The organism is Pseudomonas sp. 2VD (assembly GCF_005503585.1).
GTDB lineage: Bacteria > Pseudomonadota > Gammaproteobacteria > Pseudomonadales > Pseudomonadaceae > Pseudomonas > Pseudomonas aeruginosa.
Genome location: NZ_SCND01000064.1, coordinates 1 through 21,308, shown reverse-complemented (window position 1 = coordinate 21,308; position 21,308 = coordinate 1). Strand labels below are relative to the sequence as shown.

The 21,308-nt window shown below is 66.8% G+C and carries 23 protein-coding genes; 3 read left to right on the top strand and 20 right to left on the bottom strand.

Annotated features, from left to right (window positions below; all coding sequences use genetic code 11):
• The 5 genes from FFS27_RS10140 to FFS27_RS10120 all read right to left on the bottom strand — a co-directional run.
• On the bottom strand, positions 1-425 hold a 425-nt coding region (locus tag FFS27_RS10140), incomplete at its 3' end, for a FadR/GntR family transcriptional regulator (RefSeq protein WP_137951990.1).
• A gap of 48 nt (positions 426-473) precedes the next feature.
• Positions 474-1,823: a C4-dicarboxylate transporter DctA gene (locus FFS27_RS10135; RefSeq protein ID WP_003119513.1), complete on the bottom strand. Its 1,350-nt coding sequence runs from the start codon at positions 1,821-1,823 to the stop codon at positions 474-476.
• Between the two features lie 229 nt (positions 1,824-2,052).
• Positions 2,053-2,640 carry a 2-hydroxychromene-2-carboxylate isomerase gene (locus FFS27_RS10130; RefSeq protein ID WP_003083757.1) on the bottom strand — a complete coding sequence of 196 codons (588 nt, stop codon included), beginning with the start codon at positions 2,638-2,640 and terminating at the stop codon, positions 2,053-2,055.
• Between the two features lie 24 nt (positions 2,641-2,664).
• Positions 2,665-3,393, bottom strand: a complete 729-nt coding sequence (locus FFS27_RS10125; protein ID WP_003083755.1) for an SDR family oxidoreductase — start codon at positions 3,391-3,393, stop codon at positions 2,665-2,667.
• Between the two features lie 255 nt (positions 3,394-3,648).
• Positions 3,649-4,122 carry a winged helix-turn-helix transcriptional regulator gene (locus FFS27_RS10120; RefSeq protein ID WP_003083753.1) on the bottom strand — a complete coding sequence of 158 codons (474 nt, stop codon included), beginning with the start codon at positions 4,120-4,122 and terminating at the stop codon, positions 3,649-3,651.
• 131 nt (positions 4,123-4,253) lie between these two features.
• Between FFS27_RS10120 and FFS27_RS10115 the strand changes: the two genes are divergently transcribed.
• Positions 4,254-4,706, top strand: a complete 453-nt coding sequence (locus tag FFS27_RS10115; RefSeq protein ID WP_003083750.1) for a GNAT family N-acetyltransferase — start codon at positions 4,254-4,256, stop codon at positions 4,704-4,706.
• Positions 4,707-4,745: 39 nt separating this feature from the next.
• On the opposite strand, the gene senC is transcribed toward FFS27_RS10115, so the two are convergent.
• The 5 genes from senC to FFS27_RS10090 form a co-directional block, all read right to left on the bottom strand.
• A complete protein-coding gene (senC, locus tag FFS27_RS10110; protein WP_003083748.1) occupies positions 4,746-5,381 on the bottom strand; it encodes a cytochrome c oxidase copper chaperone SenC in 636 nt (211 codons plus the stop codon).
• Between the two features lie 25 nt (positions 5,382-5,406).
• Positions 5,407-6,321, bottom strand: a complete 915-nt coding sequence (gene cyoE / locus FFS27_RS10105; RefSeq protein ID WP_003083746.1) for a heme o synthase — start codon at positions 6,319-6,321, stop codon at positions 5,407-5,409.
• 25 nt (positions 6,322-6,346) lie between these two features.
• Complete coding sequence (locus FFS27_RS10100; RefSeq protein WP_003115033.1) at positions 6,347-7,420, bottom strand: COX15/CtaA family protein; 1,074 nt, start codon at positions 7,418-7,420, stop codon at positions 6,347-6,349.
• Positions 7,421-7,484: 64 nt separating this feature from the next.
• Positions 7,485-8,063, bottom strand: coding sequence for a hypothetical protein (locus FFS27_RS10095; RefSeq protein ID WP_003110655.1), 579 nt, complete (start codon positions 8,061-8,063; stop codon positions 7,485-7,487).
• Complete coding sequence (locus tag FFS27_RS10090) at positions 8,038-8,832, bottom strand: SURF1 family protein (protein ID WP_003128316.1); 795 nt, start codon at positions 8,830-8,832, stop codon at positions 8,038-8,040. The genes FFS27_RS10095 and FFS27_RS10090 overlap by 26 nt, the downstream gene beginning before the upstream one ends.
• 15 nt (positions 8,833-8,847) lie before the next feature.
• Here FFS27_RS10090 and FFS27_RS10085 point away from each other — a divergent pair, with 15 nt between their 5' ends.
• Positions 8,848-9,057: a twin transmembrane helix small protein gene (locus FFS27_RS10085; RefSeq protein ID WP_003110653.1), complete on the top strand. Its 210-nt coding sequence runs from the start codon at positions 8,848-8,850 to the stop codon at positions 9,055-9,057.
• A 15-nt stretch (positions 9,058-9,072) separates the two neighbouring features.
• On the opposite strand, the gene FFS27_RS10080 is transcribed toward FFS27_RS10085, so the two are convergent.
• Genes FFS27_RS10080 through coxB form a run of 4 tightly spaced genes read right to left on the bottom strand, consistent with a single transcriptional unit; the run spans position 9,073 to position 13,262 of the window.
• Complete coding sequence (locus FFS27_RS10080) at positions 9,073-9,960, bottom strand: cytochrome c oxidase subunit 3 (RefSeq protein WP_003083728.1); 888 nt, start codon at positions 9,958-9,960, stop codon at positions 9,073-9,075.
• 10 nt (positions 9,961-9,970) lie between these two features.
• A complete protein-coding gene (locus tag FFS27_RS10075; RefSeq protein ID WP_003083725.1) occupies positions 9,971-10,525 on the bottom strand; it encodes a cytochrome c oxidase assembly protein in 555 nt (184 codons plus the stop codon).
• 10 nt (positions 10,526-10,535) lie between these two features.
• Positions 10,536-12,128, bottom strand: coding sequence for a cytochrome c oxidase subunit I (ctaD, locus tag FFS27_RS10070; protein WP_003083723.1), 1,593 nt, complete (start codon positions 12,126-12,128; stop codon positions 10,536-10,538).
• Positions 12,129-12,137: 9 nt separating this feature from the next.
• Entirely contained in the window at positions 12,138-13,262 is a 1,125-nt protein-coding gene (gene coxB, locus FFS27_RS10065; RefSeq protein ID WP_003101203.1) for a cytochrome c oxidase subunit II, read from the bottom strand.
• Positions 13,263-13,633: 371 nt separating this feature from the next.
• Between coxB and FFS27_RS10055 the strand changes: the two genes are divergently transcribed.
• Complete coding sequence (locus FFS27_RS10055) at positions 13,634-14,272, top strand: hypothetical protein (protein WP_016254346.1); 639 nt, start codon at positions 13,634-13,636, stop codon at positions 14,270-14,272.
• Here FFS27_RS10055 and FFS27_RS10050 read toward each other — a convergent pair.
• The 6 genes from FFS27_RS10050 to FFS27_RS10025 form a co-directional block, all read right to left on the bottom strand.
• Positions 14,259-15,830 carry a SulP family inorganic anion transporter gene (locus FFS27_RS10050; RefSeq protein ID WP_003083703.1) on the bottom strand — a complete coding sequence of 524 codons (1,572 nt, stop codon included), beginning with the start codon at positions 15,828-15,830 and terminating at the stop codon, positions 14,259-14,261. The two genes, FFS27_RS10055 and FFS27_RS10050, sit on opposite strands and share 14 nt — an antisense overlap.
• Before the next feature lie 210 nt (positions 15,831-16,040).
• Positions 16,041-16,769 (bottom strand): carbonic anhydrase, encoded by a 729-nt coding sequence (locus FFS27_RS10045; RefSeq protein ID WP_003083701.1) that lies wholly within the window; start codon positions 16,767-16,769, stop codon positions 16,041-16,043.
• 375 nt (positions 16,770-17,144) lie between these two features.
• Positions 17,145-18,377 carry a TIGR02270 family protein gene (locus FFS27_RS10040; RefSeq protein WP_023100713.1) on the bottom strand — a complete coding sequence of 411 codons (1,233 nt, stop codon included), beginning with the start codon at positions 18,375-18,377 and terminating at the stop codon, positions 17,145-17,147.
• A gap of 9 nt (positions 18,378-18,386) precedes the next feature.
• Positions 18,387-19,307: a hypothetical protein gene (locus FFS27_RS10035; protein ID WP_021263033.1), complete on the bottom strand. Its 921-nt coding sequence runs from the start codon at positions 19,305-19,307 to the stop codon at positions 18,387-18,389.
• Between the two features lie 10 nt (positions 19,308-19,317).
• Positions 19,318-20,409: a PAAR-like domain-containing protein gene (locus tag FFS27_RS10030; protein WP_003136992.1), complete on the bottom strand. Its 1,092-nt coding sequence runs from the start codon at positions 20,407-20,409 to the stop codon at positions 19,318-19,320.
• The coding region (locus FFS27_RS10025) for a hypothetical protein (RefSeq protein WP_137951989.1) at positions 20,409-21,308 on the bottom strand (900 nt) is incomplete at its 5' end. The genes FFS27_RS10025 and FFS27_RS10030, both read right to left, overlap by 1 nt.

Below are 21,308 nucleotides of genomic sequence, written 5' to 3'. Positions count from 1 at the left end.
GTGTAGGCCTCCACCAGAGCCTGCGGGTCGCCATCCTCGACCGCTTCGCGCAGGTCCAGCAGCAACAGCCGCAGTTCGCTGATCTCCGCCGCCCCGGCGCTCTGCGCGACGATGCCGACGATGAACGGCTCCAGCGCATAGCGCAGTTGCAGGACGTCTTCCATGGTCGCCTCGCCGGGCGCCGCGACCTCGCGCAGCGGCTCGCTGCGTTCGAGGACCATCACGCCCTTGCCCGGCAGCGAACGGACCACGCCCAGGGTCTCCAGGACCATGATCGCCTCGCGCAGGCTCGGCCGGCTGATTTCCATCTGCTCAGCCAGCTCGCGCTGGCCGGGCAACATCTGGCCGGCGACCCAGCGACCCTGCTCGATGGTGTCGAGCAGGCGCTGGGCAACCGCGTTGACCAGCTTGGACGAAGAAAACATGTCGCCTCCCTTTACTTGCCAATCGGACGTGCAACGCGCCTCGGCGCGTCAGCCATGCAGCTTGCCTTCCCCGGCCACCGCGCTGCGCTTGAGCGGCTCGCCGTCGGCCTTGGCCGGCGCCTCCAGGCGCCCGTCGAGTATGGCCTGCGCGCGCGGCATATCGATGTCGTTTTCCCAGCGGGCGATGGTCACGGTGGCCACGCAGTTGCCGATCAGGTTGGTCAGCGCGCGGCCGATGCCCATGAACCAGTCCACCGAAAGCACCAGCACCAGGCCGGCCACCGGGATCGCCGGCACCGCGGTGAGGGTGGCGGCGAGGATCACCAGGGCCGAGCCGGGAATGCCGTGGGCACCCTTGGAGGTCACTAGCGAAACCAGCAGGATGGTGACCAGGTCGGTCATCGCCAGCGGCGTGCCGGTGACGTGGGCGATGAACACCACCGCCAGGGTCAGGTAGATCGAGAATCCGTCGAGGTTGAACGAGTAGCCGGTGGGAATCACCAGGCCTACCGTGGAGCTGCGGATGCCCATGTGCTCGAGCTTGCGCATCACCTGCGGCAGCACCGCGTCGGAGGAGGCGGTGCCCATCACGATCAGCAGCTCTTCGCGGAAGTAGCGCAGGAACGGCAGCATGCGCACCCCGGAGAGACGCAGGACGCTGCCGAGCACCGCCATGACGAAGACCAGGCAGGTGGCGTAGAACACCAGCACCAGCGCGCCCAGGTGGCTGAGCGAGTCGACGCCGTAGCGGGCGGTGGTGAAGGCCACCGCGCCGAACACGCCGAGCGGTGCCAGGCGCACGATCATGCCCATGATGCGGAACACGATGTGGCTGAATTCGTTGATCAGGCGGGCCACGCCGCTGGCCTGCTCGCCGACCAGGTTCAGGGCGCTGCCGAACAGCACGGAGAACAACAGGACCTGGAGGATGTCGTTCTCGGCGAAGGCGCTGAACACAGAGGTCGGGATCAGGCCCATGAGGAATGCCACGGGGCCGTGGATCTCCTGGGTGCGCCCGGTATACAGGGCGACGTCGCCGGCGGGCAGTTCGTTGAGATGGATGTTGGCGCCGCTGCCCAGGCCCAGGCTGTAGGCGACCACCAGGCCGAGGACCAGGGCGATGGTGGTGAGGATTTCGAAGTAGATCACCGACTTCAGGCCGATGCGGCCGACCTTCTTCAGGTCGCCGGCGCCGGAGATGCCGTTGACCACCACGCAGAAGACGATCAGTGCGATGAGCATCTTGATCAGCTTGATGAAGCCATCGCCCAGCGGCTTCATCTGCACGGCCAGGTCGGGAATGCCGACCCCGCAGATGACGCCTATCACCAGGCCAATCACGACTTGCAGGAATATCGAGCGGGAACAGCGCTTGATGAACATCGCAGGAGTCTCCATTCGGCGCTTCCATCGGGCCTCGCGGAGGCGGGCGATGAACGCATTTTTATTGTGGTATTACCGGTCTGACCAGTTCAGCCTATACGCAAAGAAGTCGGCCTGACAAGCCGCTATCGGCGGGCGCGACGAATGGCCAGGAACCGCGGCACGCGCGGGCCGCAGCCGGGAGAAGGGCGCTCGGATGGCGCAAGGCGGCGGGCCAGAGCGGCTCGCCGCGGGGAAGGGGAGGTCAGCCGGCAAGGGCCTCGGCGACGAAATCGAGGCGATCCTGGCCGAAGAACAACTGGTCGCCGACGAAGAAGCTGGGCGCGCCGAAGACGCCGCGCCGCACCGCCTCTTCGGTGGTCGCCTTGAGCCCCTCCTTGACCTGCTCGTCGCCAACCAGGCGGAGGAACTCATCCGGATCGAACCCGGCCTCCGCCAACACCTGGGCGACCACCTCGGGCTTGCCGAGGTTCTGCTGTCGTACCCACAACGCTTCGAACACCGCTTTCAGGTAGGGGTGGAACCCTTCGCCGCCGAGATAGCCCTGGGCGCCGCGCATCAGCGTCAGGGTGTTGATCGGGAAGGCCGGGTTGAAGGCCAGCGGCACGCCGTAGCGTTTCGCATAGCGCGCCAGGTCGTGGAGGGTGTAGCGCCCCTTGGCCGGCACCTCGATCGGCGAATGGTTGCCGGTGGCCTTGAACACGCCGCCCAGCAGCATCGGCCGCCAGGCGATGCTCGCGCCATGGGCGGCGGCGATGCGCGGCAGTTGGGTCCAGGCGAGGTAGGTGGTGGGACTGCCGAAGTCGAAGAAGAACTCGATTTGCTTGCTCATGCGTGGCTCTTTCCGTGGCGGGGATCAGAAGGTTTCCATCCAGGGGCGCAGGTCCAGTTCGTGTACCCAGCAGTCGCGCGGCTGGCAGTGGATCTGCCAGTAGGTCTCGGCGATGTGCTCGGGATCGAGGATGCCGTCCTGCTCCTTGCGCTTGTACAGCTCGGGCAGGGTTTCGCGGATGAAGTCGGTGTCGATGGCGCCGTCGATGATCGGGTGGGCGACGTGGATGCCCTTCGGCCCCAGCTCGCGCGCCATGCTCTGGGCCAGGGCACGCAGGGCGAACTTGGCGCCGGAGAACGCGGCGAAATGCGCGCGGCCGCGCAACGAGGCGGTGGCGCCAGTGAAGATGATCGTTCCGCGCTGCCGCGGCAGCATCACCCGCGCCGCCTCGCGGCCGGTGAGGAAGCCGCCGAAGGCGGCCATCTCCCAGACCTTGCGATAGACCCGTTCGGTGGTTTCGGTGATCGGGAACCAGACGTTGGCGCCGACGTTGAAGATCACCGCCTCCAGCGCACCGACCTCACCCTCGATGCGGGCGAAGAGGTCGATCACCTGCTGCTCCTGGCGTGCGTCGCAGCCGCAGGCCAGGGCCTCGCCGCCTTGGTCGCGGATGGCCTGCACCAGCGGCTCCAGCTTCTCCGCGTTGCGCCGGGCGACGCACGCCACGTAGCCCTCGCGGGCGAACCGCCGGGCGATGGCGCCACCGGTGGCGTCGCCGGCGCCCATTACCAGAACCGCTTTGCGCTGGGTCATTGCAGAGGCCTCTCTTGTTAGTTCTTTTTTAGAACCCAATAGAGACGATAGTTAGTTCTTAAAAGGAACTTGTCAACTGGCAAGGGCTCGAGTGATATCCGCGCACCAATTACTCTGCCTGTCCCGGCCTGCCCGGCACGTCCTCTCCCTGAAGAGCGGGGACCGGTCGGCGGAGCCTGGTACGACAGCGTCCTTCCTGCCGTAACGCCATCGGCGTTATCCGCCGATTCGCGTCGGCGGCCAGGCCTGGAACGCTCAGCCGCGCCGCAGCAGGCGCCCCTTCCAGAACAGCCCCTCGCGTACCGTCACGTCCCGCGCGTGCAGCGGCTCACCGCATTCGGAACAGACCAGCACGCCATGCATGTGCTGGCCGCAATGCTTGTGCACATGCTCCAGCGGCGGCCCCTCGACGCCGGCGAGGTGGCGGTCGCCCCAGTTCACCAGGGAAAGGATGGCCGGGTACAGTTCCATCCCTTTCTCGGTAAGCCGGTATTCCTCGCGCAGCGGCCTTTCCTGGTAGGGCACCTTGGCCAGTATCTCCGCTTCGACAAGGCGCTTGAGGCGGTCGGCGAGGACGTGGCGGGTCACGCCGAGGCTGCGCTCGAAGTCGTCGAAACGGCGCACGCCGAGAAAGCAGTCGCGCAATACCAGCAGGGTCCAGCGATCGCCGAGGATCGCCAGCACCCGCGCCAGCGAACAGGGTTGTTCGCTCAGTTCTTCCCAACGCATGAGACACCTCCAGCCGTTCGGCAAAGGATAGCCGCGTGGGTTCTGAAACGAAACCGACCGGCCACGCCTTTCCAGCGGCCCGCCGCCCATGGCATAACCGCGTTCCTGTCTCCTGTCCCGGAATCCCGACCATGTCGCTCGACTGGACCTGCAAGCACCACGCCGACCTCACCCTGAAGGAACTCTACGCGCTGCTGCAATTGCGCACCGAGGTCTTCGTGGTGGAACAGAAATGCCCCTACCAGGAAGTCGACGGCCTCGACCTGGTCGGCGATACCCATCACCTGATGGCCTGGCGCGACGGCCAGTTGCTCGCCTACCTGCGCCTGCTGGACCCGGTTCGCCACGAGGGCCAGGTGGTGATCGGCCGGGTGGTCAGTTCCTCGGCCGCGCGCGGCCAGGGGCTTGGTCACCAGTTGATGGAACGCGCGCTGCAGGCGGCGGAGCGCCTCTGGCTGGATACCCCGGTGTACCTCTCGGCCCAGGCCCACCTGCAGGCCTACTACGGCCGCTATGGCTTCGTCGCGGTCACCGAGGTCTACCTGGAAGACGACATCCCGCACATCGGCATGCGCCGGGCCTGAGGCCCGGAGCGCCGCGGACGGTGGGGGGAGGGAAGGGAATCAGGCCTGCGGCTTGAGCACGCCGGGCAGTTGGGCTTCCAGCTTGGCGTTGTTCAGCGGCGCGCGGATGAAGCCGTGCTGCTCGCCGTCCGGACCGATGATCACCAGGTTGCCGCTGTGGTCGACGGTGTAGTTGGGCTTGCTGGTGTCGGCGGGGATGTAGGGGATGCTCATGGCGTTGGCCAGCTTCTGGATGTTCTCCGGAGTACCGGTGAGCCCCTGGAAGCCGGCGTTGAAGTAGCCCAGGTATTGCTTGATCTGCTGCGGCGTGTCGCGGTTCGGATCGACGCTGACGAATACCACCTGCAGGTCGTCGCGCACCTCCTGCGGCAGCTTGCCCTGCAATTCGCGGAGCTGGGCGAGGGTGGTCGGGCAGACATCGGGGCAGAAGGTGTAGCCGAAGAACAGCAGGTGCCAGCGACCCTTGAGACTGGCGGTGCTGACCGCCTGGCCGTCCTGGTTGGTGAACTCCAGCGCCGGCACCTTGCGCGTCTGCGGCAGGATCACGATGCCGGCGTCGAGCAGCACGGTGGGATCGGCCTGGCGCTGGGCGGTGAGCACCTTGTGCACGGTGAGGCCGAGGACCAGGGCGACCAGGGCGACGAGGACGAGGACGGTCTTGTTGACTCGAGTCATGGGTGGGCAAGGCTCTAGAGTGGGATCAGAGAAGCAGCTTCAGCGGCAGATAGTGGTCCACCAGCAGCGCCATGAACAGCAGGAACAGGTAGACGATAGAGTACTTGAAGGTCTTTATCGCCGCATGTGGCCGGCTGTCACAGTAGAGCGCCCAGGCCCAGTCGAGGAAGCGCGCGCCCAGGGCCAGGGCGCAGAGCAGATAGACCAGCCCGCTCATGTGGATGACGAACGGCATCAGGCTCACCGCGAACAGCACCAGGGTATAGAGCAGGATGTGCAGCTTGGTGTAGCGCTCGCCGTGGGTCACCGGCAGCATCGGGATGTCGGCCTTGGCGTATTCGTCCTTGCGGTGGATGCAGAGCGCCCAGAAGTGCGGTGGGGTCCAGGCGAAGATGATCAGTACCAGCAACAGCGGCTCGGCGCTCAGGTGGCCGGTGATGGCGACCCAGCCGAGCAGCGGCGGCGCCGCCCCGGCGAGCCCGCCGATGACGATGTTCTGCGGCGTGGCGCGCTTCAGGAAGCCGGTGTAGAGCGCCGCATAGCCGAGCAGCGAGGCGAGGGTCAGCCAGGCCGTCAGCGGGTTGGTGAAGGCCAGCAGCACGGCCATCCCGGCCAGCGCCAGGAGCAGCGCGAAGCCCAGCGCCATGCTCGGCGACACCCGGCCCTCGGCCAGCGGCCGCTTGTGGGTCCGCGCCATGATCGAGTCGATGCGCCGGTCCACCACATGGTTGACCGCCGCCGCCGCGCCGGCACAAAGGCCGATGCCGAGGTTGCCGAAGATCAGCACCTGCCAGGGCACGAAGCCATCCAGCGGCGCCTTGGTGGCGAGCAGCATGCCGATCAGCGAGGTGATCAGCATCAGCACCACGACCTTGGGCTTGGTCAGTTCGAGGAAGTCGCGCCAGGTCGGCTGGCTGTGGCGATCGATGACGGTGGCCATATCCTTACCTCCATCCTTCTGTCTGTCAGGCGGCCTTCAGCCGCGAACCTTGCGCCGGCGGCAGCGTGCGGCGCACGCGCTGCGGCGACGGTGCCGGCGCGCGGACGCTGGCCGGCGCGCGCAGGCGATAGTTGACCAGCACCAGGCTGAGCAGCAGCAGGGCGCCACCGCCGTTGTGCGCCACCGCCACCGGCAGCGGCAGGTGCAGCAGCACGTTGCTGATGCCCAGGCCGATCTGCAGCGACAGGCCGAGCAGCATCAGCGCGGTCGGCCAGACCAGGCCGCTGCGCTGCAGGCGCCAGGCGAGCAGCAGGAGGACCAGGGTCACGCACAGCGCGCCGATCCGGTGGGTCATGTGGATCGCCGTGCGCGCGTCGCTGTCGAGCTGGCCGCCGAGGTAGTTGGGGCCGATGTGCTGGGTCAGGTGGAAGCCGTTGGCGAAGTCCATCCGCGGCCACCACTCGCCATGGCAGGTGGGCAGGTCGATGCAGGCCACCGCCGCGTAGTTGCTGCTGACCCAGCCGCCGAGGGCGATCTGGCCGATCACTAGGAGCAGGGCCAGCCCCGCCAGGCCGCGGGTCGCCGCCGGGTAGCGCCGCGCCGCGAAGCGTCCGGAGAGGCGCAGGGCGAGGAGAAAGAGCAGCGCCAGGGTGGTGAAGCCGCCGAGCAGATGGGCGGTGACCACCTGCGGCCAGAGCTTGAGGGTCACCGTCCACATGCCGAAGGCGGCCTGCGCGATCACCACCGCGAGCAGCAGCAGCGGCAGCTTCAGCGGTTGGCCGTCGCGCCCGCGGCGGACCAGCGCATGCAACGCCAGGCCAAGGATGAGCAGGCCGAGGGCGCCGGCGAAATAGCGGTGGATCATCTCGTTCCAGCCCTTCTGCGCCTCCACCGGGGCGTCGGGGAAGTGCAGTTCGGCGTGGGCCAGTTGCGCCTCGCTCAGCGGCACGTGGACGAAGCCGTAGCAGCCTGGCCAGTCCGGACAGCCGAGGCCGGCGTGGGTCAGCCGGGTATAGGCGCCGAGCAGGACCACCACGGCGGCCAGCAGGGTCGCCAGCACGGCGACGGTGAAACCGGGTTTGCGGGTTGCGCCTGACATTCGCGGGCCCCTTTTTCTTGTCGTTCTGTCCTCATCGGGCCGGGAACCGCGCCGGCCACGCCGATCAACCGATATGCGAGAGCTTGAGCAGCAGTTGCACGTCCTTCAGCAACTTCTTGCCGTTGGCCTTGGCGTCGTAGCGCAGCACCAGGTTGCCGTGCGGGTCGACCACCCACAGCAGCGGCCGCTCGCCACCGCCGGCCTTGTCGTACAGGGCCGGGTCCAGGCCGTAGCGCTGCAGGCGCGGGTAGTCCTGCCTCACCAGGTTGGCGAAGGCCGCCGGCAGCTCGCCGCTGGCGGCCAGGGCGTGGCCGGCGCGCGAGGCCTCGCGGCCGAGAGCGATGTTGACCTGGCGGGCCAGGTAGACCAGTTGCTGGCAGTCCTCGCCGCAAGTGCCCGGCGCGGTCACCAGCAGTTGCCACTGCTCGCCCTGGCTGCGTCCCTGCACGCCGAGGTCGGCGGGGGTCTGGCCGTTGCCGATCAGCGCGCCGCTGTAGCTGCGCCCCTGCGGCACCCAGAAATTCCATTTGTACATGGCGCTGGCGAGCAGCATCGGCCCCACCACCAGGCCGATGATCGCCAGCAGTTGCAGGCGGCCACGGGCGCGGCGCGGACGTTCAGGCATCGGAATCGCGAGACTCATGGTTTTTCTCCCGTGCGCGGCGCACACCGAGGTAGAGGTAGAGGGCGAGCAGGGCCGTCGCCAGGGCGAACCACTGCACGGCGTAGCCGGTGTGCCGCTCCGGCGGCATCGAGACCAGGGGCCAGTCGGTGTCGAAGCTGGCGTCGCCCGGTTCCAGGCGGATTTCCCAGGGCAGCCCGGCGCGACCGAAGGCCTGCCACAGCGCCGGGATGTCGAGCTGGGTCACCAGGCGCGGCCAGCCGCCGGCCGGCGCGTCGGCCAGGTGCAGGCCGCCGGGTGGCGGCAGGTAGGTCCAGGCATCGAGCAGGAGGACGCGGTCGGGGGTTTCCAGCGCCGGCGGCGAGCGTCGGTCGCTCCAGGCGACCCAGCCGCGGTTGACCAGCAGCCAGAGGCCGCTGGCCTGGTCGTAGAAGGGTTGCAGCACCTCGACCCCGGCCTGCCCGTTGCGCAGCCGGTTATCCAGCAGCAGCGTATGCCGCTCGTCGAAGCGGCCGTGCAGGCGCACGCGGACGTACGCCGGGTCGCGCAGTCCCTCTAGCTGCCCGGGCGACACCGGCTCGGCGCCGCGCCGGGCCTCGTAGCTGGCCAGCAGGGCGCGCTTCTCGTCGGCCCGCTGCAACTGCCAGGTGCCCAGCCAGAGCAGCACCGGCAGCAGGCCGAGGACCACCAGGGTCGGCAGCAGGCCGGGGCGGAACGCGCCACGCATGCTGCGTCTGTCATTGCGTCCGGCCTCCCCGAGGCGCTGGCTATACTGCATGAATCCCCCCATCGCCGGAGTCCCACCATGTTGAAAGTGGCGATCGTCCTGCTACTGCTGGCTACCCTGGTGAGCCTGTTCAGCGGCCTGTTCTTCCTGGTCAAGGACCAGGGCCATGGTTCCCGCGTGGTCAATTCGCTGACCGTCCGCGTGGTGCTCGCCGCGGCGACCCTGGCGCTGGTCGCCTGGGGCTTCTACAGCGGCGAGCTGAACAGCCACGCGCCCTGGCATTTCTGATTCCCCCGGTGGCGGTCAGATCACGTAGACGAAGATGAACAGGCCGATCCAGACCACATCGACGAAGTGCCAGTACCAACTGGCGGCCTCGAAGCCGAAGTGGTGCTCGGCATCGAAGTGACCGCGCAGGATGCGGATCAGCATGATGCTGAGGATCAGCGCGCCGAGGGTCACGTGGGCGCCGTGGAAGCCGGTGAGCATGAAGAAGGTCGAGCCGTAGATACCGGCGCCGAGGGTCAGGCCCAGCTCGTTGTAGGCGTGCACGTACTCCTCGGCCTGCAGGATCAGGAAGGCGATCCCCAGCAGCACGGTCAACGCCAGCCAGGCCTTGAGCGGGCCGCGCTTGTTCTTCTTCAGGGCGTGGTGGGCGAAGGTCACGGTGAAGCTGGAGGTGACCAGCAGGATGGTGTTGATCAGCGGCAGCTTCCACGGCTCGATCACCGCGCTCGGCGGCGGGAACAGCTTCGGGTCCGGGGTCTGCAGCAGCGGCCAGCTGTACTGGAAGTTCGGCCAGAGCATGTGCGCCACGCCCTTGGCACCCTCGCCGCCGAGCCAGGGACCGGCGAAGTGGCGGACGTAGAACAGCGCGCCGAAGAAGGCGGCGAAGAACATCACCTCGGAGAAGATGAACCAGCTCATGCCCCAGCGGAACGAGCGGTCCATCTGCGCGCTGTAGAGTCCGGCGCGGCTCTCGCGGATGACGTTGCCGAACCAGCCGAACAGCATGTAGGCGATGATCAGCCCGCCGACGAAGAAGATCCACGGGCCATGGGACTCCTTGTGGCCGGCGGTGAGGTCGTTGAACCAGGTACCCAGGCCGAACACCGTCACCAGCAGGCCGATGCTGGCGATGATCGGCCACTTGCTCTGGGCGGGGACGTAATAGTGTTCGTGGCTTGCCATGTTGTTCTCCTTATCGTCCCGCAACCGGTACGGGCGGCTTCCGCGCAGTGATATCGAAGAGGGTGTAGGCCAGCGTCACGTGCCGCACATCCTTGGGCAGATCGCGGTCGACGATGAAGCGCACCGGCATCTCGATGCTCTCGCCGGGTTGCAGCACCTGCTGGGTGAAACAGAAGCATTCGGTCTTGTGGAAGTAGGCGGCAGCCTCGGCCGGAGCGATGCTCGGGATGGCCTGCGCGGTCATCGGCTTGTCGCTCGGGTTGCGCGCGTAGAACACCATCTGGTTCACCGCGCCGGGATGCACCACCAACTGGTCGCCGGCGGAGCGGAACTCCCAGACCATGTCGATATTGTTCGAGGTCATGAACTGCACCTTCACCTCGCGCCCGACATCCACCTGCTGCTCGCCGCTGTAGGCGCTGCCGGCGGTCTTGCCGTTGATCCCCAGGGCGCGGCACATCACGTCGTAGAGCGGCACCAGGGCGAAGCCGAAGGCGAACATCAGCACGGTCACCAGCAACAGGCGGCCGACCAGGCGGCGGGTATCGACCTTGGCATCGCTCATGGCGCGCTCCTCACTTGACCTCGGGCGGGGTGCTGAAGGTGTGGTAGGGCGCTGGCGAGGGGATGCTCCACTCCAGGCCCTCGGCGCCGTCCCAGGGCTTGGCAGGGGCCGGCTTGCCGCCGCGGATGCACTTGATGACGATGAACAGGAACAGCAGCTGGGTGGTGCCGAACATGAAGGCGCCGATCGACGAGACCATGTTGAAGTCGGCGAACTGCAGGTTGTAGTCGGGGATCCGTCGCGGCATGCCGGCGAGGCCGACGAAGTGCATCGGGAAGAACGCCAGGTTCATGCCGATGAAGCTCATCCAGAAGTGCAGCTTGCCGAGGGTCTCGTCGTACATGTGGCCGGTCCACTTCGGCAGCCAGTAATAGGCCGAGGCGAAGATGCCGAAGATCGCGCCGGGCACCAGCACGTAGTGGAAGTGGGCGACCACGAAGTAGGTGTCGTGGTACTGGAAGTCCGCCGGGGCGATCGCCAGCATCAGTCCGGAGAAGCCGCCGATGGTGAACAGGATGACGAAGGCCACGGCGAACAGCATCGGCGTCTCGAAGGTCAGCGAACCCTCCCACATGGTGGTCACCCAGTTGAACACCTTCACCCCGGTGGGCACCGCGATCAGCATGGTGGCGTACATGAAGAACAGCTCGCCGGTGACCGGGATGCCGACCACGAACATGTGGTGCGCCCAGACCACGAAGGAGAGGAAGGCGATGCTGGCGGTGGCGTAGACCATCGAGGTGTAGCCGAACAGCGGCTTGCGCGCGAAGGTCGGGATGATCGCACTGACCGCACCGAAGGCGGGCAGGATCATGATGTACACCTCGGGGTGGCCGAAGAACCAGAACACGTGCTGGAACAGCACCGGGTCGCCGCCGCCGGCGGCGCTGAAGAAGCTGGTGCCGAAGTGGATGTCCATCAGCATCATGGTCACCACGCCGGCCAGCACCGGCATCACCGCGATCAACAGGAACGCGGTGATCAGCCAGGTCCAGACGAACAGCGGCATCTTCATCAGGGTCATGCCCGGGGCGCGCAGGTTGAGGATGGTGGCGATCACGTTGATCGCGCCCATGATCGAGCTGATCCCGGCCAGGTGGATGGCGAAGATGAAGAAGGTCACGCTGTGCGGGGCGAAGGTGGTCGACAGCGGCGCGTAGAAGGTCCAGCCGAAGTTGGGGCCGCCGCCGGGCATGAACAGGGTGCTGACCAGCAGGCCGAAGGCCGCCGGCAGCAGCCAGAAGCTGAAGTTGTTCATCCGCGGCAGGGCCATGTCCGGCGCGCCGATCATCAGCGGGATCATCCAGTTGGCCAGGCCGACGAAGGCCGGCATCACCGCGCCGAAGACCATGATCAGGCCGTGCATGGTGGTCATCTGGTTGAAGAACGCCGGCTCGACGATCTGCAGGCCGGGCTGGAACAGCTCGGCGCGGATCACCATGGCCATCGAGCCGCCGAGCAGGAACATCATGAAGCTGAACCACAGGTAGAGGGTGCCGATGTCCTTGTGGTTGGTCGTCAGCACCCAGCGCATCAGGCCCTTGGCCGGTCCGTGGTGGTGGTCGCCGGCATGGTGGTCGGGCGTATCGATCACAGCACTCATGGCGGTCTCCTATTGTTGTTTCTGCTTGTAGGCGACGACGTCTTTCGGGGTGACCATGTCGCCATCGTCGTTGCCCCAGGCGTTGCGCTCGTAGGTGATCACCGCGGCCAGGTCGACCTCGTTGAGCTGCTTGCCGAAGGCCGCCATGGCGGTGCCGGGCACGCCGTTGAAGACCACTTCCAGGTGGTGCTCCTTGGGCCCGGTGACGATCTTCGAACCCTTCAGCGCCGGGAACATCGGCGGCATGCCCTGGCCTTCGGCCTGGTGGCAGGCGGCGCAGATGGTGTGGTAGACCTTGTCGCCGCGCGCGACCAGTTCTTCCTTGGTCCACTCCTTGCTGGTCAGTTCCTTGACCTTCGCCGCCTCTTCCTTGCGCTTGGCCAGCCACTGGTCGAACTCGGCCTTGGGCTTGACGTCGACCACGATCGGCATGAAGCCGTGGTCCTTGCCGCACAGCTCGGCGCACTGGCCGCGGTAGATGCCGGGCTCGTCGACCTTGGTCCAGGCCTCGTTGACGAAGCCGGGGATGGCGTCGCGCTTGACCGCGAAGGCCGGCACCCACCAGGAATGGATCACGTCGCTGGAGGTGATCAGGAAGCGCACCTTGGTGCCCACCGGCAGCACCAGCGGCTCGTCCACCTCCAGCAGGTAATGCTCGTCCTTCGCCTGCCGGTTGTGGATCTGGTCCTGCGGGGTGGCCAGGTTGCTGAAGTACTCGACGTCCTGGCCCAGGTACTTGTACTGCCACTTCCACTGGTAGCCGGTGACCTGCACGTCCAGCTCCGGCTCGGAAGTGTCGTAGATGTGGATCAGGGTGCGGGTGGCGGGCACCGCCATCACCACCAGGATCACGAACGGCACCACCGTCCAGAGGATTTCCACCGTGGTGCTCTCGTGGAAATGCGCCGGCTGCTGGCCGGTGGAGCGGCGGTGGACGATCATCGACCAGAACATCGCGCCGAAGACCAGCACGCCGATCACCACGCAGATCCAGAAGATGGTCATGTGCAGGTCGAAGACGGACCGGCTCACCTCGGTAGCGCCCGGGGCCATGTTGACCGTCCAGGCAGCATTCGCCTGGCTGATCGCCGAGAGCAAAAGGAAGCCCATCCAGACTCGTGGATGTCGCAGCATTCGGGTTCCCCTTATCGTTGTTTTTATCCCGCCGGCAGACGCCAACGGCCAAGGGGTGGACCGCCAAGACAACGAACTTTGACCGTCGCACCTCGGCACACAGCAAGGCAGGCCGGGTTCATCAGGTTCAGCATTCGAGTGGGAGTATAGACAGCGGCTGCGACATAACAACGCAGCGTAAAAACGTCGCTGGAAAGTGCCGATTCTTCTCTAAAAGCCGCGAGCGGCGTGGCTTTGCAGGCGAATGGTGGCCGCCTGATATATCATCCTCGCATAACCACGAAGCGATTATGACAATCGCGTCTTAGCCGGCGCGCGCCGCCGGCTATGTTTCTCCTCTTCTTCACCATCCCCGTTGTATGGGAGAACCCATGAACACCGCTGCCCTCCGTGAACTCATCCAGCAGGCGCACCTCAGCGAAGCCCGCCACGGTCACCTGGCTGATCTGATAGCCAGCTGCCTGCCCCGCCTGCATCGCACCATCCAGCCGCAAGGCGAGAACACGGAAGACATACTCACCCGCTTCGTCCACGCCTACGTCGAACAGGTACCGGACCTGCTCGACGCCGCCAACAGCGTGGCCCGCGAAGCCGGCATCGAGGAACGGATCAAGCCGGTGCTGAAGGTCGCCGAGCAGTTCTTCCTCACCCCGCCGGCGTTGCTCGCCGGCCACGACGGCCTCGACGCCCTGCTCGATGAGGCCTACCTGGCGCACCGCCTGGTGGAAGAAGTGAACGACCGCTACATCGCCCACTTCGGCCAGGCGCTGATCCCGCTGGACACCACCGTGGCCAACCTGGTGGCCCACCAGTTGATCGGCGAGCCGTTCGCCAACCGGCTGGACGAAGCCGTCCACCATGCGGTGGAGAACATGCTCGACGCCACCACCTTCGACGCCGACTCGGCCCGCGCCTACCGCGAGAACCTGAAGAACCCGCGGGTGGTCGCCGCCTGGCAGCAGTGGCCGTGCCTGTCGAAGCAGCTCGGGGTGGAACTCAGCCTGGGCTGACCGCCCCGCCATTGCGCGCGCCGCCCAACCCGACGCTGCCGCGCAGGCGCCCTTCCAGGCGACGCTTCAAGGCGCGCGGTTCGATCACCAGGCGCGAGCCCTGCACCGGTGCCATCCGCCCCCAGTCCTCGAGCAGCTCCATGCAGGCATGGTCGACATAGCTGAGGTTATCCATCGGTACGTGCAGGGTGGTCCCCGGCTTGACCTCGTCGAGCACCCGCGACAGCGCCGGCACCTTGAGGAAAGTCGCGGCGCCGCTCAGGCGCAGCTCGGCTTCATGCTCGCCGGTGTAGCGCAGGGCGATCTTCAGCCGCGCCGCCTTCAGCACCAGCTTCAGCAGGGTCAGGGCGAAGCCCACCAGCACGCCGGTCAGCAGGTCGGTGAAGACGATGGCCAGGGCGGTGGCCGCGTACACCAGCATCGGCATCCGGCCGTAGCGAGAGAGGTTGCCGAGGGCCTTGAAATCGACCAGCTTGACCCCGGTATAGACCAGCACCCCCGCCAGGCTCGCCACCGGAATCTGCCGCAGCAGGCTGCCGAGCAGGAGGACGAAGGCGAGCAACCAGAGGCCGTGGAAGATCGCCGAGGCGCGGGTTCGCGCACCGGCATTGACGTTGGCCGAGCTGCGTACGATCACCCCGGTCATCGGCAGCGCGCCGAGCAGGCCGCAGAGCATGTTGCCGACCCCCTGGGCGGACAACTCGCGATCCATGTCCGAGCGCGGGCCGTCGTGCAGGCGATCCACCGCCGCCGCCGAGAGCAGGGTCTCCGCACTGGCGATGAAGGCCACCACCACCGCCGCCAGCAGCAGGGAGGGATCGGCCAGGGCCAGCAGGTCGGCCGGGCGTAGCCAGTCGATGGCCTCGCCGAGGTTGGCCGGTACCTCGACCCGCCGCACGTCCAGCGCCAGCCAAAGGCTGGCCAGGGTCGCCAGGCTCACGCCGAGCAGCGCGCCGGGTAGGAAGCGCAGGCGTTGCGGACGCAGCTTGTCCCAGCCCCACATCACCGCGATGGTGCCCAGCCCGAGCAGCGCCGCGTCGAGGCCGCTGTCCATGCCCAGCGAGCCGAGCGCGGCGAACGCCGCCTGGGGGAATGCCAGCAGGTTGTCGAGGCCGGACGCCTTGGGCGCCAGGTCGAGCATCACGTGCAATTGCGAAAGGACGATGAGGATGCCGATGCCGGCGAGCATCCCGTATACCACCGCCGGCGAGGTGACCCGGAACCAGCAGCCCAGGCGCAGCCGCCCGGCGAGCAGCTGGATGGCGCCGGCGAGCAGCAGGATCGGCCCGAGCATGGCCACCCCGTAGGTACGCACCAGTTCGAAGACCAGCACCGCGAGGCCGGCCGCCGGGCCGCTAACCTGTAGCGGCGAGCCGGCCAGGAAGCCGACCACCAGGCCACCGACGATGCCGGTGAGCAGGCCCTTGGCCGGCGGCATCCCGGAGGCGATGGCGATGCCCATGCACAGCGGCAGGGCGACGAGGAACACCACCACGGAGGCCATCAGGTCCCGCGGCAACGTGTCCCGGAGGGACGGAAACACCTTTGAAACATGCATGGCACAGTTCTCCTGCGAATTTTTTCCACGACGAGGGAGCGACGCCAGGACCAGGCCCGGCGCCGGTTGTGTGTGCGCAGTGTGTTTTTTCTTGTAATAGCGACCCGTTCAGCCCCGGAACGGGGCTTCCCAGAGGTCGTCCATGGCAGGAACGGCGAAAGGTGACGCGAAAACGCTGTTGTTATCCGGCGGCCCGCACGGCCGCCGCTATCACGAGTTCAGGTAGCGCGGCGCGGGCGTGGCCATCGGCACCGGATGCTCGCCGTCGAGGGGCAGGAAGCGACCCTGCTTGGCGTCGTAGGCGCGGATCTGCGCACTCTCGATGTCGTACACCCAGCCGTGGATGAACAGTTGCCCGCTGGCCAGGCGCGAGGCCACCGAGGGGTGGGTGCGCAGGTGATCGAGCTGGGCCACCACGTTCTCTTCGGTGAGCACTCCGAGGGTGTCGTGGCTGGCGCCGCAGTCGCAGTTGTCCGCCACCACCGTGCGTGCCACCTCGGCGTGCCGCAGCCAGGCCTTGACCGTCGGCATGCGTTCCAGGGTCTGCGGATCGAGCACGGCGCGCATCGCCCCGCAGTCGGAGTGGCCGCAGACGATGATGTGGTGCACGCCCAGCGCCAGCACGGCGTATTCGATGGCGGTGGAGACGCCACCGTTCATCTGCCCGTAGGGCGGCACCACGTTGCCGACGTTGCGGGTGACGAACAGGTCGCCGGGGGAACTCTGGGTGATCAGCTCGGGAACGATGCGCGAATCCGCGCAGGTGATGAACATCGCCCGCGGCCGCTGGCTATTGGCGAGCTTCTTGAACAGCGCCTGCTGCTCGGGAAAGACCTCCCGGCGGAAATGCTGGAATCCATCGACAATCCTTTTCAATGCGTCGTCAGCGCTTTCCTGCTCTGGAGAATCGGACTTAACGCCCCGCATACGGTCTGGCATGGTTCGGAACCTCGATGAATGGATCGATTGAATTTTCCCACGTCTGCCGACGCTTTCCCCATAGGAAAAAGGCACAACAAACGCAGAGCGACCTATGTGACCGACCGGTCACTTCTGGTGCTCAACGCTAATGCCCGAAGCTTAACCATAAATTAAAAAATCCCTCTATCTCGCACGTTGTCAGCTTTTTTCACGATATTTCCAGAGGATGTCGACAGGCTATCATGGCAAACGAGTGGCATTTCCATTCGTCCCGCATAAGTGGTGAAAGGTTTCAGTCAACCGGTTGGCTACGTGCAGGGAAATTCGTCGAATGGGAAAATCCGGCGCACCGCGCCAGCGGCCATGACCTGGCCGCCCGGCGCCAGCCAGCTATCAGAACAGGTCCAGTTGGCGGCGCACCGGCGCACCGGTGGGGAACAGCGGCAGGTTCGGCACGAAGCGCGCCAGCAGGCACGCCGCAGCCATTCGCTGGCGTTGCTGGCCGTTGCGCAGGACCTGGCGGCAGCGCGCCTCGCCCAGAGGTTCGCCGAGCAGGTAGGCGCGCCCGGCGACGAAGCGCGCGCCGTTGTCACGCCACCAGGCGGAGACTCGCTCCGCCTCCGGCCAGGTAAGGTTCTCGTCGTCGTCGAGGGCGACGTTGTCGTCGTCGGGATCGTCGTTGGGGCCTGGGTCGTAGTCGGGCAAGGCCTCCAGCTCCAGGTCGAGCAACGCCAGGTCGGCGCCGGTGATCAGGCTGAAGGCCTCGCCGGCGACCCGCGCCAGACTCTCGTCGCGCATCTGCTGGATCAGCCAGGGCACCGCCACCGGATCGCCGAACAGGCCGGTGGCCTGGATGCCGATCCGCCGCGTGTCCGCCGCCTGCATCAGTTGGCGAATCCAGGCCATGCTGGTGTCGCGCGGCTGCCAGGCGAGCAGCACCATGGTCGCCGGCAGCTGGAACGGGCCGGGCTGCCCGGCGAACGCACGCAATGGCCCCAACGCCTCCTCGTCGCCCATCTGCGCGGTGGCCCAGTTGGCCCAGAAGCGCAGGCTCGGGTCATCGTGGGCGCGATAGGCGCGGATATTCGCCATCAGGTCGCGCCGACGCAGCTCGCCGGCGGTGCGCGCGGCGCGCGCCAGCACCGCCGGGTCGGCGTGGCCAAGGGCGGACAGCAGCGCCGGCCCCGGGTCATGCCGATGCATGCCGCAGGCGGCCAGGCCAATGGCGCGGAACAGCGGCTCGGGCGAGGCCAGCAGGCGCTCCACCCAGGGCCGCGCCTGGTCCCAGTCGAGCCAGCCGAGGGCTGCGGCGAAACCGCGCCGGGCTTCCGGAGACGCCGCAAGACAGGCGCGCATCCGTCCGATCAACGCATCGTCTCCTGCCTGCATGGCCAGCACCGCGAGGGCGAACGCCTCGCCCTGGGCGTGCGCGTCGAGTTGCTCGAGCAGGGCGTCATGGCCGGCCTGGCCGGCGATCGCCAGGCCGTCCAGGTGCGCCTCGATGCGCTGATCGAGCTCGGCGAGCTCCTCCAAGTCGTAATGGGGCGCACGCACGGCGTAGTCGCGGAGCAGGGCAAGGAAGGCGGCTTCCTCGGCGTGCTGGTCGAGCACCACGGAAGTCAGCATGGGCGCAACTCAGGTGAGGTCATGCCAGACGCTCCCGTCGTCGCTCCAACACTGGTGCTTGCGACCGGTGGACAGGAGAATGCCGTCGCCGGCATGCAGTTGGCCACAGGTCACCGGCCCGCAGAGGCGCATGTCCACCTGCTGCGGGACATGGTGTGCATCGAGCCGATAAAGCGCATTGCTGGTAGCCAGGTAGATGTCGTCGTTGAAGTACTGGACGTCCCATATCTGCGCGTCCAGCCCGGTCTCGACGACCTTCCAGGCACTCGCCGAGCCGATCATCAGAAAGCCGTTCTTGCCCGCCACCACCACGCGGCGGTCGGGAAGCATGTGCACCGCATTGAGGATTACATTGGTTGGGCTGTCCAACTGCTCCCAGCGTCCATTGCCGCAACGCCACACCTCACCGGCGTAGCCCACGGCATACAGGTCCGCTTCGTCGAGGCCATGGATAGCGTTGAAGCCGACGACATCCATCAGCTCGCGGTCCTGCAGCGTCCCCGCATCCTTTCGCTGCCACGCGCCCGACGGGTCGCGACGGTAGACCTGACGGCCCATGCCCACCGCATAGACGCCATCGCCGATGCCCTGCAGGTCGCGCAGGACGCCGTACACATCCGGCCCTTCACCGGCCGGCCAGATCGGCGCCTCGCTATCGCCGTTGGCGGTGCCGTAGCCCATGTGCCCATCCGGCCCCATGTAGATCAGCTCGATGCCGCCACCACGCGGAACCTTCTGGATCGCCATGCGCGTGCAGTACCAAGCCAGGTTGAACGCCGCTGGCGGCGGCGACGAGAGATTCCACTTGATCAGGGTGGCGTTGGCCGCTCCCTGTTCGGTCAACTGATCGATCTGGGCCACCGCGCGGATCGTCGTGCGGCTCTGCACCACGCCATGCAGATAGCTGAAATGATTTTTCTCGAACGACACTTTCTACTCCTTACAGTGAACCGCCGGCCGCCGACATGCCGCTCATCGCCCCGATTTCCGCCTGCAGGGCAGCGGTTTGCTTGGCGTCCAGCGTACCCACCGAGCGTGTCCCCGCCTGCGGGTCGGTCCTGAGCGGCGTGCTGTCGGTCACCCCACAGCGTTCCTTGTGATAACTGTCCAACTGAGCCGCGGTGCACTTGTCGTTGCACTGTTCGTTCACCGCCTTGTTCGCCTTGACCCCGGCGTTGCGCGCATCCGCGTAGGTCCAGCCGCCGGACTTCTCGTGGTGCTTGGCCTCCAGAGCCTGCTGGAAGGCATGGTACTGGCCGTGTTCGCCCGCATGCCGGGGCCCTTCGGCGCACACGCAGGGCGACTCGGTGTCCTTGTACGGCTGCTTGCCCGCAGGCGCGTTGAAGAACATGCTGTCGCCCTCGCCGCGCTTGCCCACCTCGTAGAAGCAATGCGCCTCGATCAGGTGGTGCGGCTGTTCGCCGGGACAGCAGCCGATGCCGCTCTTTCTCTTGCCCTGGTTGTAGGAAACCAACAGGCATTTCCTGGCTTTCTTGCAGCCATCGTCGGCGCACTTCTCCGCCTTGGTCTTCTTGCCGGCGCAAGCCGTCTTCTCCTTCTGCACGTCCTCCTCGCAATCCTTGTGCAGCGCCATGGTCTGTTTGTCGGAATAGATCCAGGGTGGCGTATTGCCGGGAAAGGACGCGTGGTTGTGGGTGGTCAGGTCGAGGTGGCGAACCACGTTCTTGCTTTCGAACTTGACGTTCATCGACCAGGAGGTGAAGTACACCTTGCCCTTGATTTTGCTGGTGACGATGCCCTTCTTCGGCGCCCGCCCCGGCTCGTCGCCGTAGCTGGTCTTGTAGTAGCTCTTGTTCTTCAGCATCACCTCCTTGCGGGTGATGCGAATGGTCCGGGTGCCTTTGGTGGTGTCCTTGGACAGGCCGGTATTGGGGTAGGGGATCGGTACCCCCAACGGCGTCGGCGGCGCCTGCGGCGGGGTGAAGCAGACATCCGGGAAGGCCGCGATGGACTTGCCGCTCGCCGCCTTGCAGGAGATCTCCATGTTGTTGGCGTACACCTCGTTGGCCATCAGGCAGCCCTCACCCGTCGATAGCTGAGCAGCGCGGCGGCGCGTTCGCCGGCATCGTTGCCCAGGTGGCAGAACACGTTCGGCCCGTCGCCGTAGCCCTTGCGCGAAGCGGCCAGGGCCACGGCGAGCAACGCCGGACCGATGGCGGCGCCGCATTCGCCGATGCAGTCGGCGGGGTGCCAGAGGTCGAACTTCGGCTTGAGCACGCGCAGGTTGCGACTCAGGGTCAGCGAGGCCTCCTTGAAGTAGTACTGCTCGCCGGAAATGTCGGTGAGCCGGTAGTCCATCTGCTCCAGGCCGCAGCCAGCCTCGGCGAGGGCGGCGCGCACGGCCTGGGTCAGGCCGTCGGCGCGCAACGGCAGGTCCTCGCTCTCCACCGTGGCCTTCTCGATGCCGAAGCCGAGGCCGATGCAGAGCAGCTGCGGCGCCTCTTCGTGGAGCGGCGCGGCGACCAGCACGGCGGCGGCGCCCTCGCCGGGAATGAAGCCGTTGGAGTTCTGGCTGGTCAGCAGCCGCTCGCGGGCCTCGTAGGCGGCCAGGGTCGGGCCGCTGACGAAGGAGTCGACGCCGGCCACCAGGACCTGCCGGCAGCCGCCCTGGATCAGCTTGCGCGCGTTGAGCAGGGCCACCGCGCCACCGACCCGGCCACGGGCGATGAGTGCCGAGGAGGGATGGAAGCGTCGTCCCAGCTCGCCTTCCAGGTCACGCAGGAAAGACTCGTCGAGCCCCGCGCAGCGTCCGGGACGGTCGCCCTCGGCGACGCAGAGCAGCAGCGGCAGCTCCGTGCAATCGAGATCGGGCTGGCCGCGCAAGGCCTCGTCGATGGCTCGCGCAGCCATCTTCAGCAGCTTGGCGCGGCCGCGCCAGGGCCGGTCTCTTATACCCATCTCCGAGCCCAC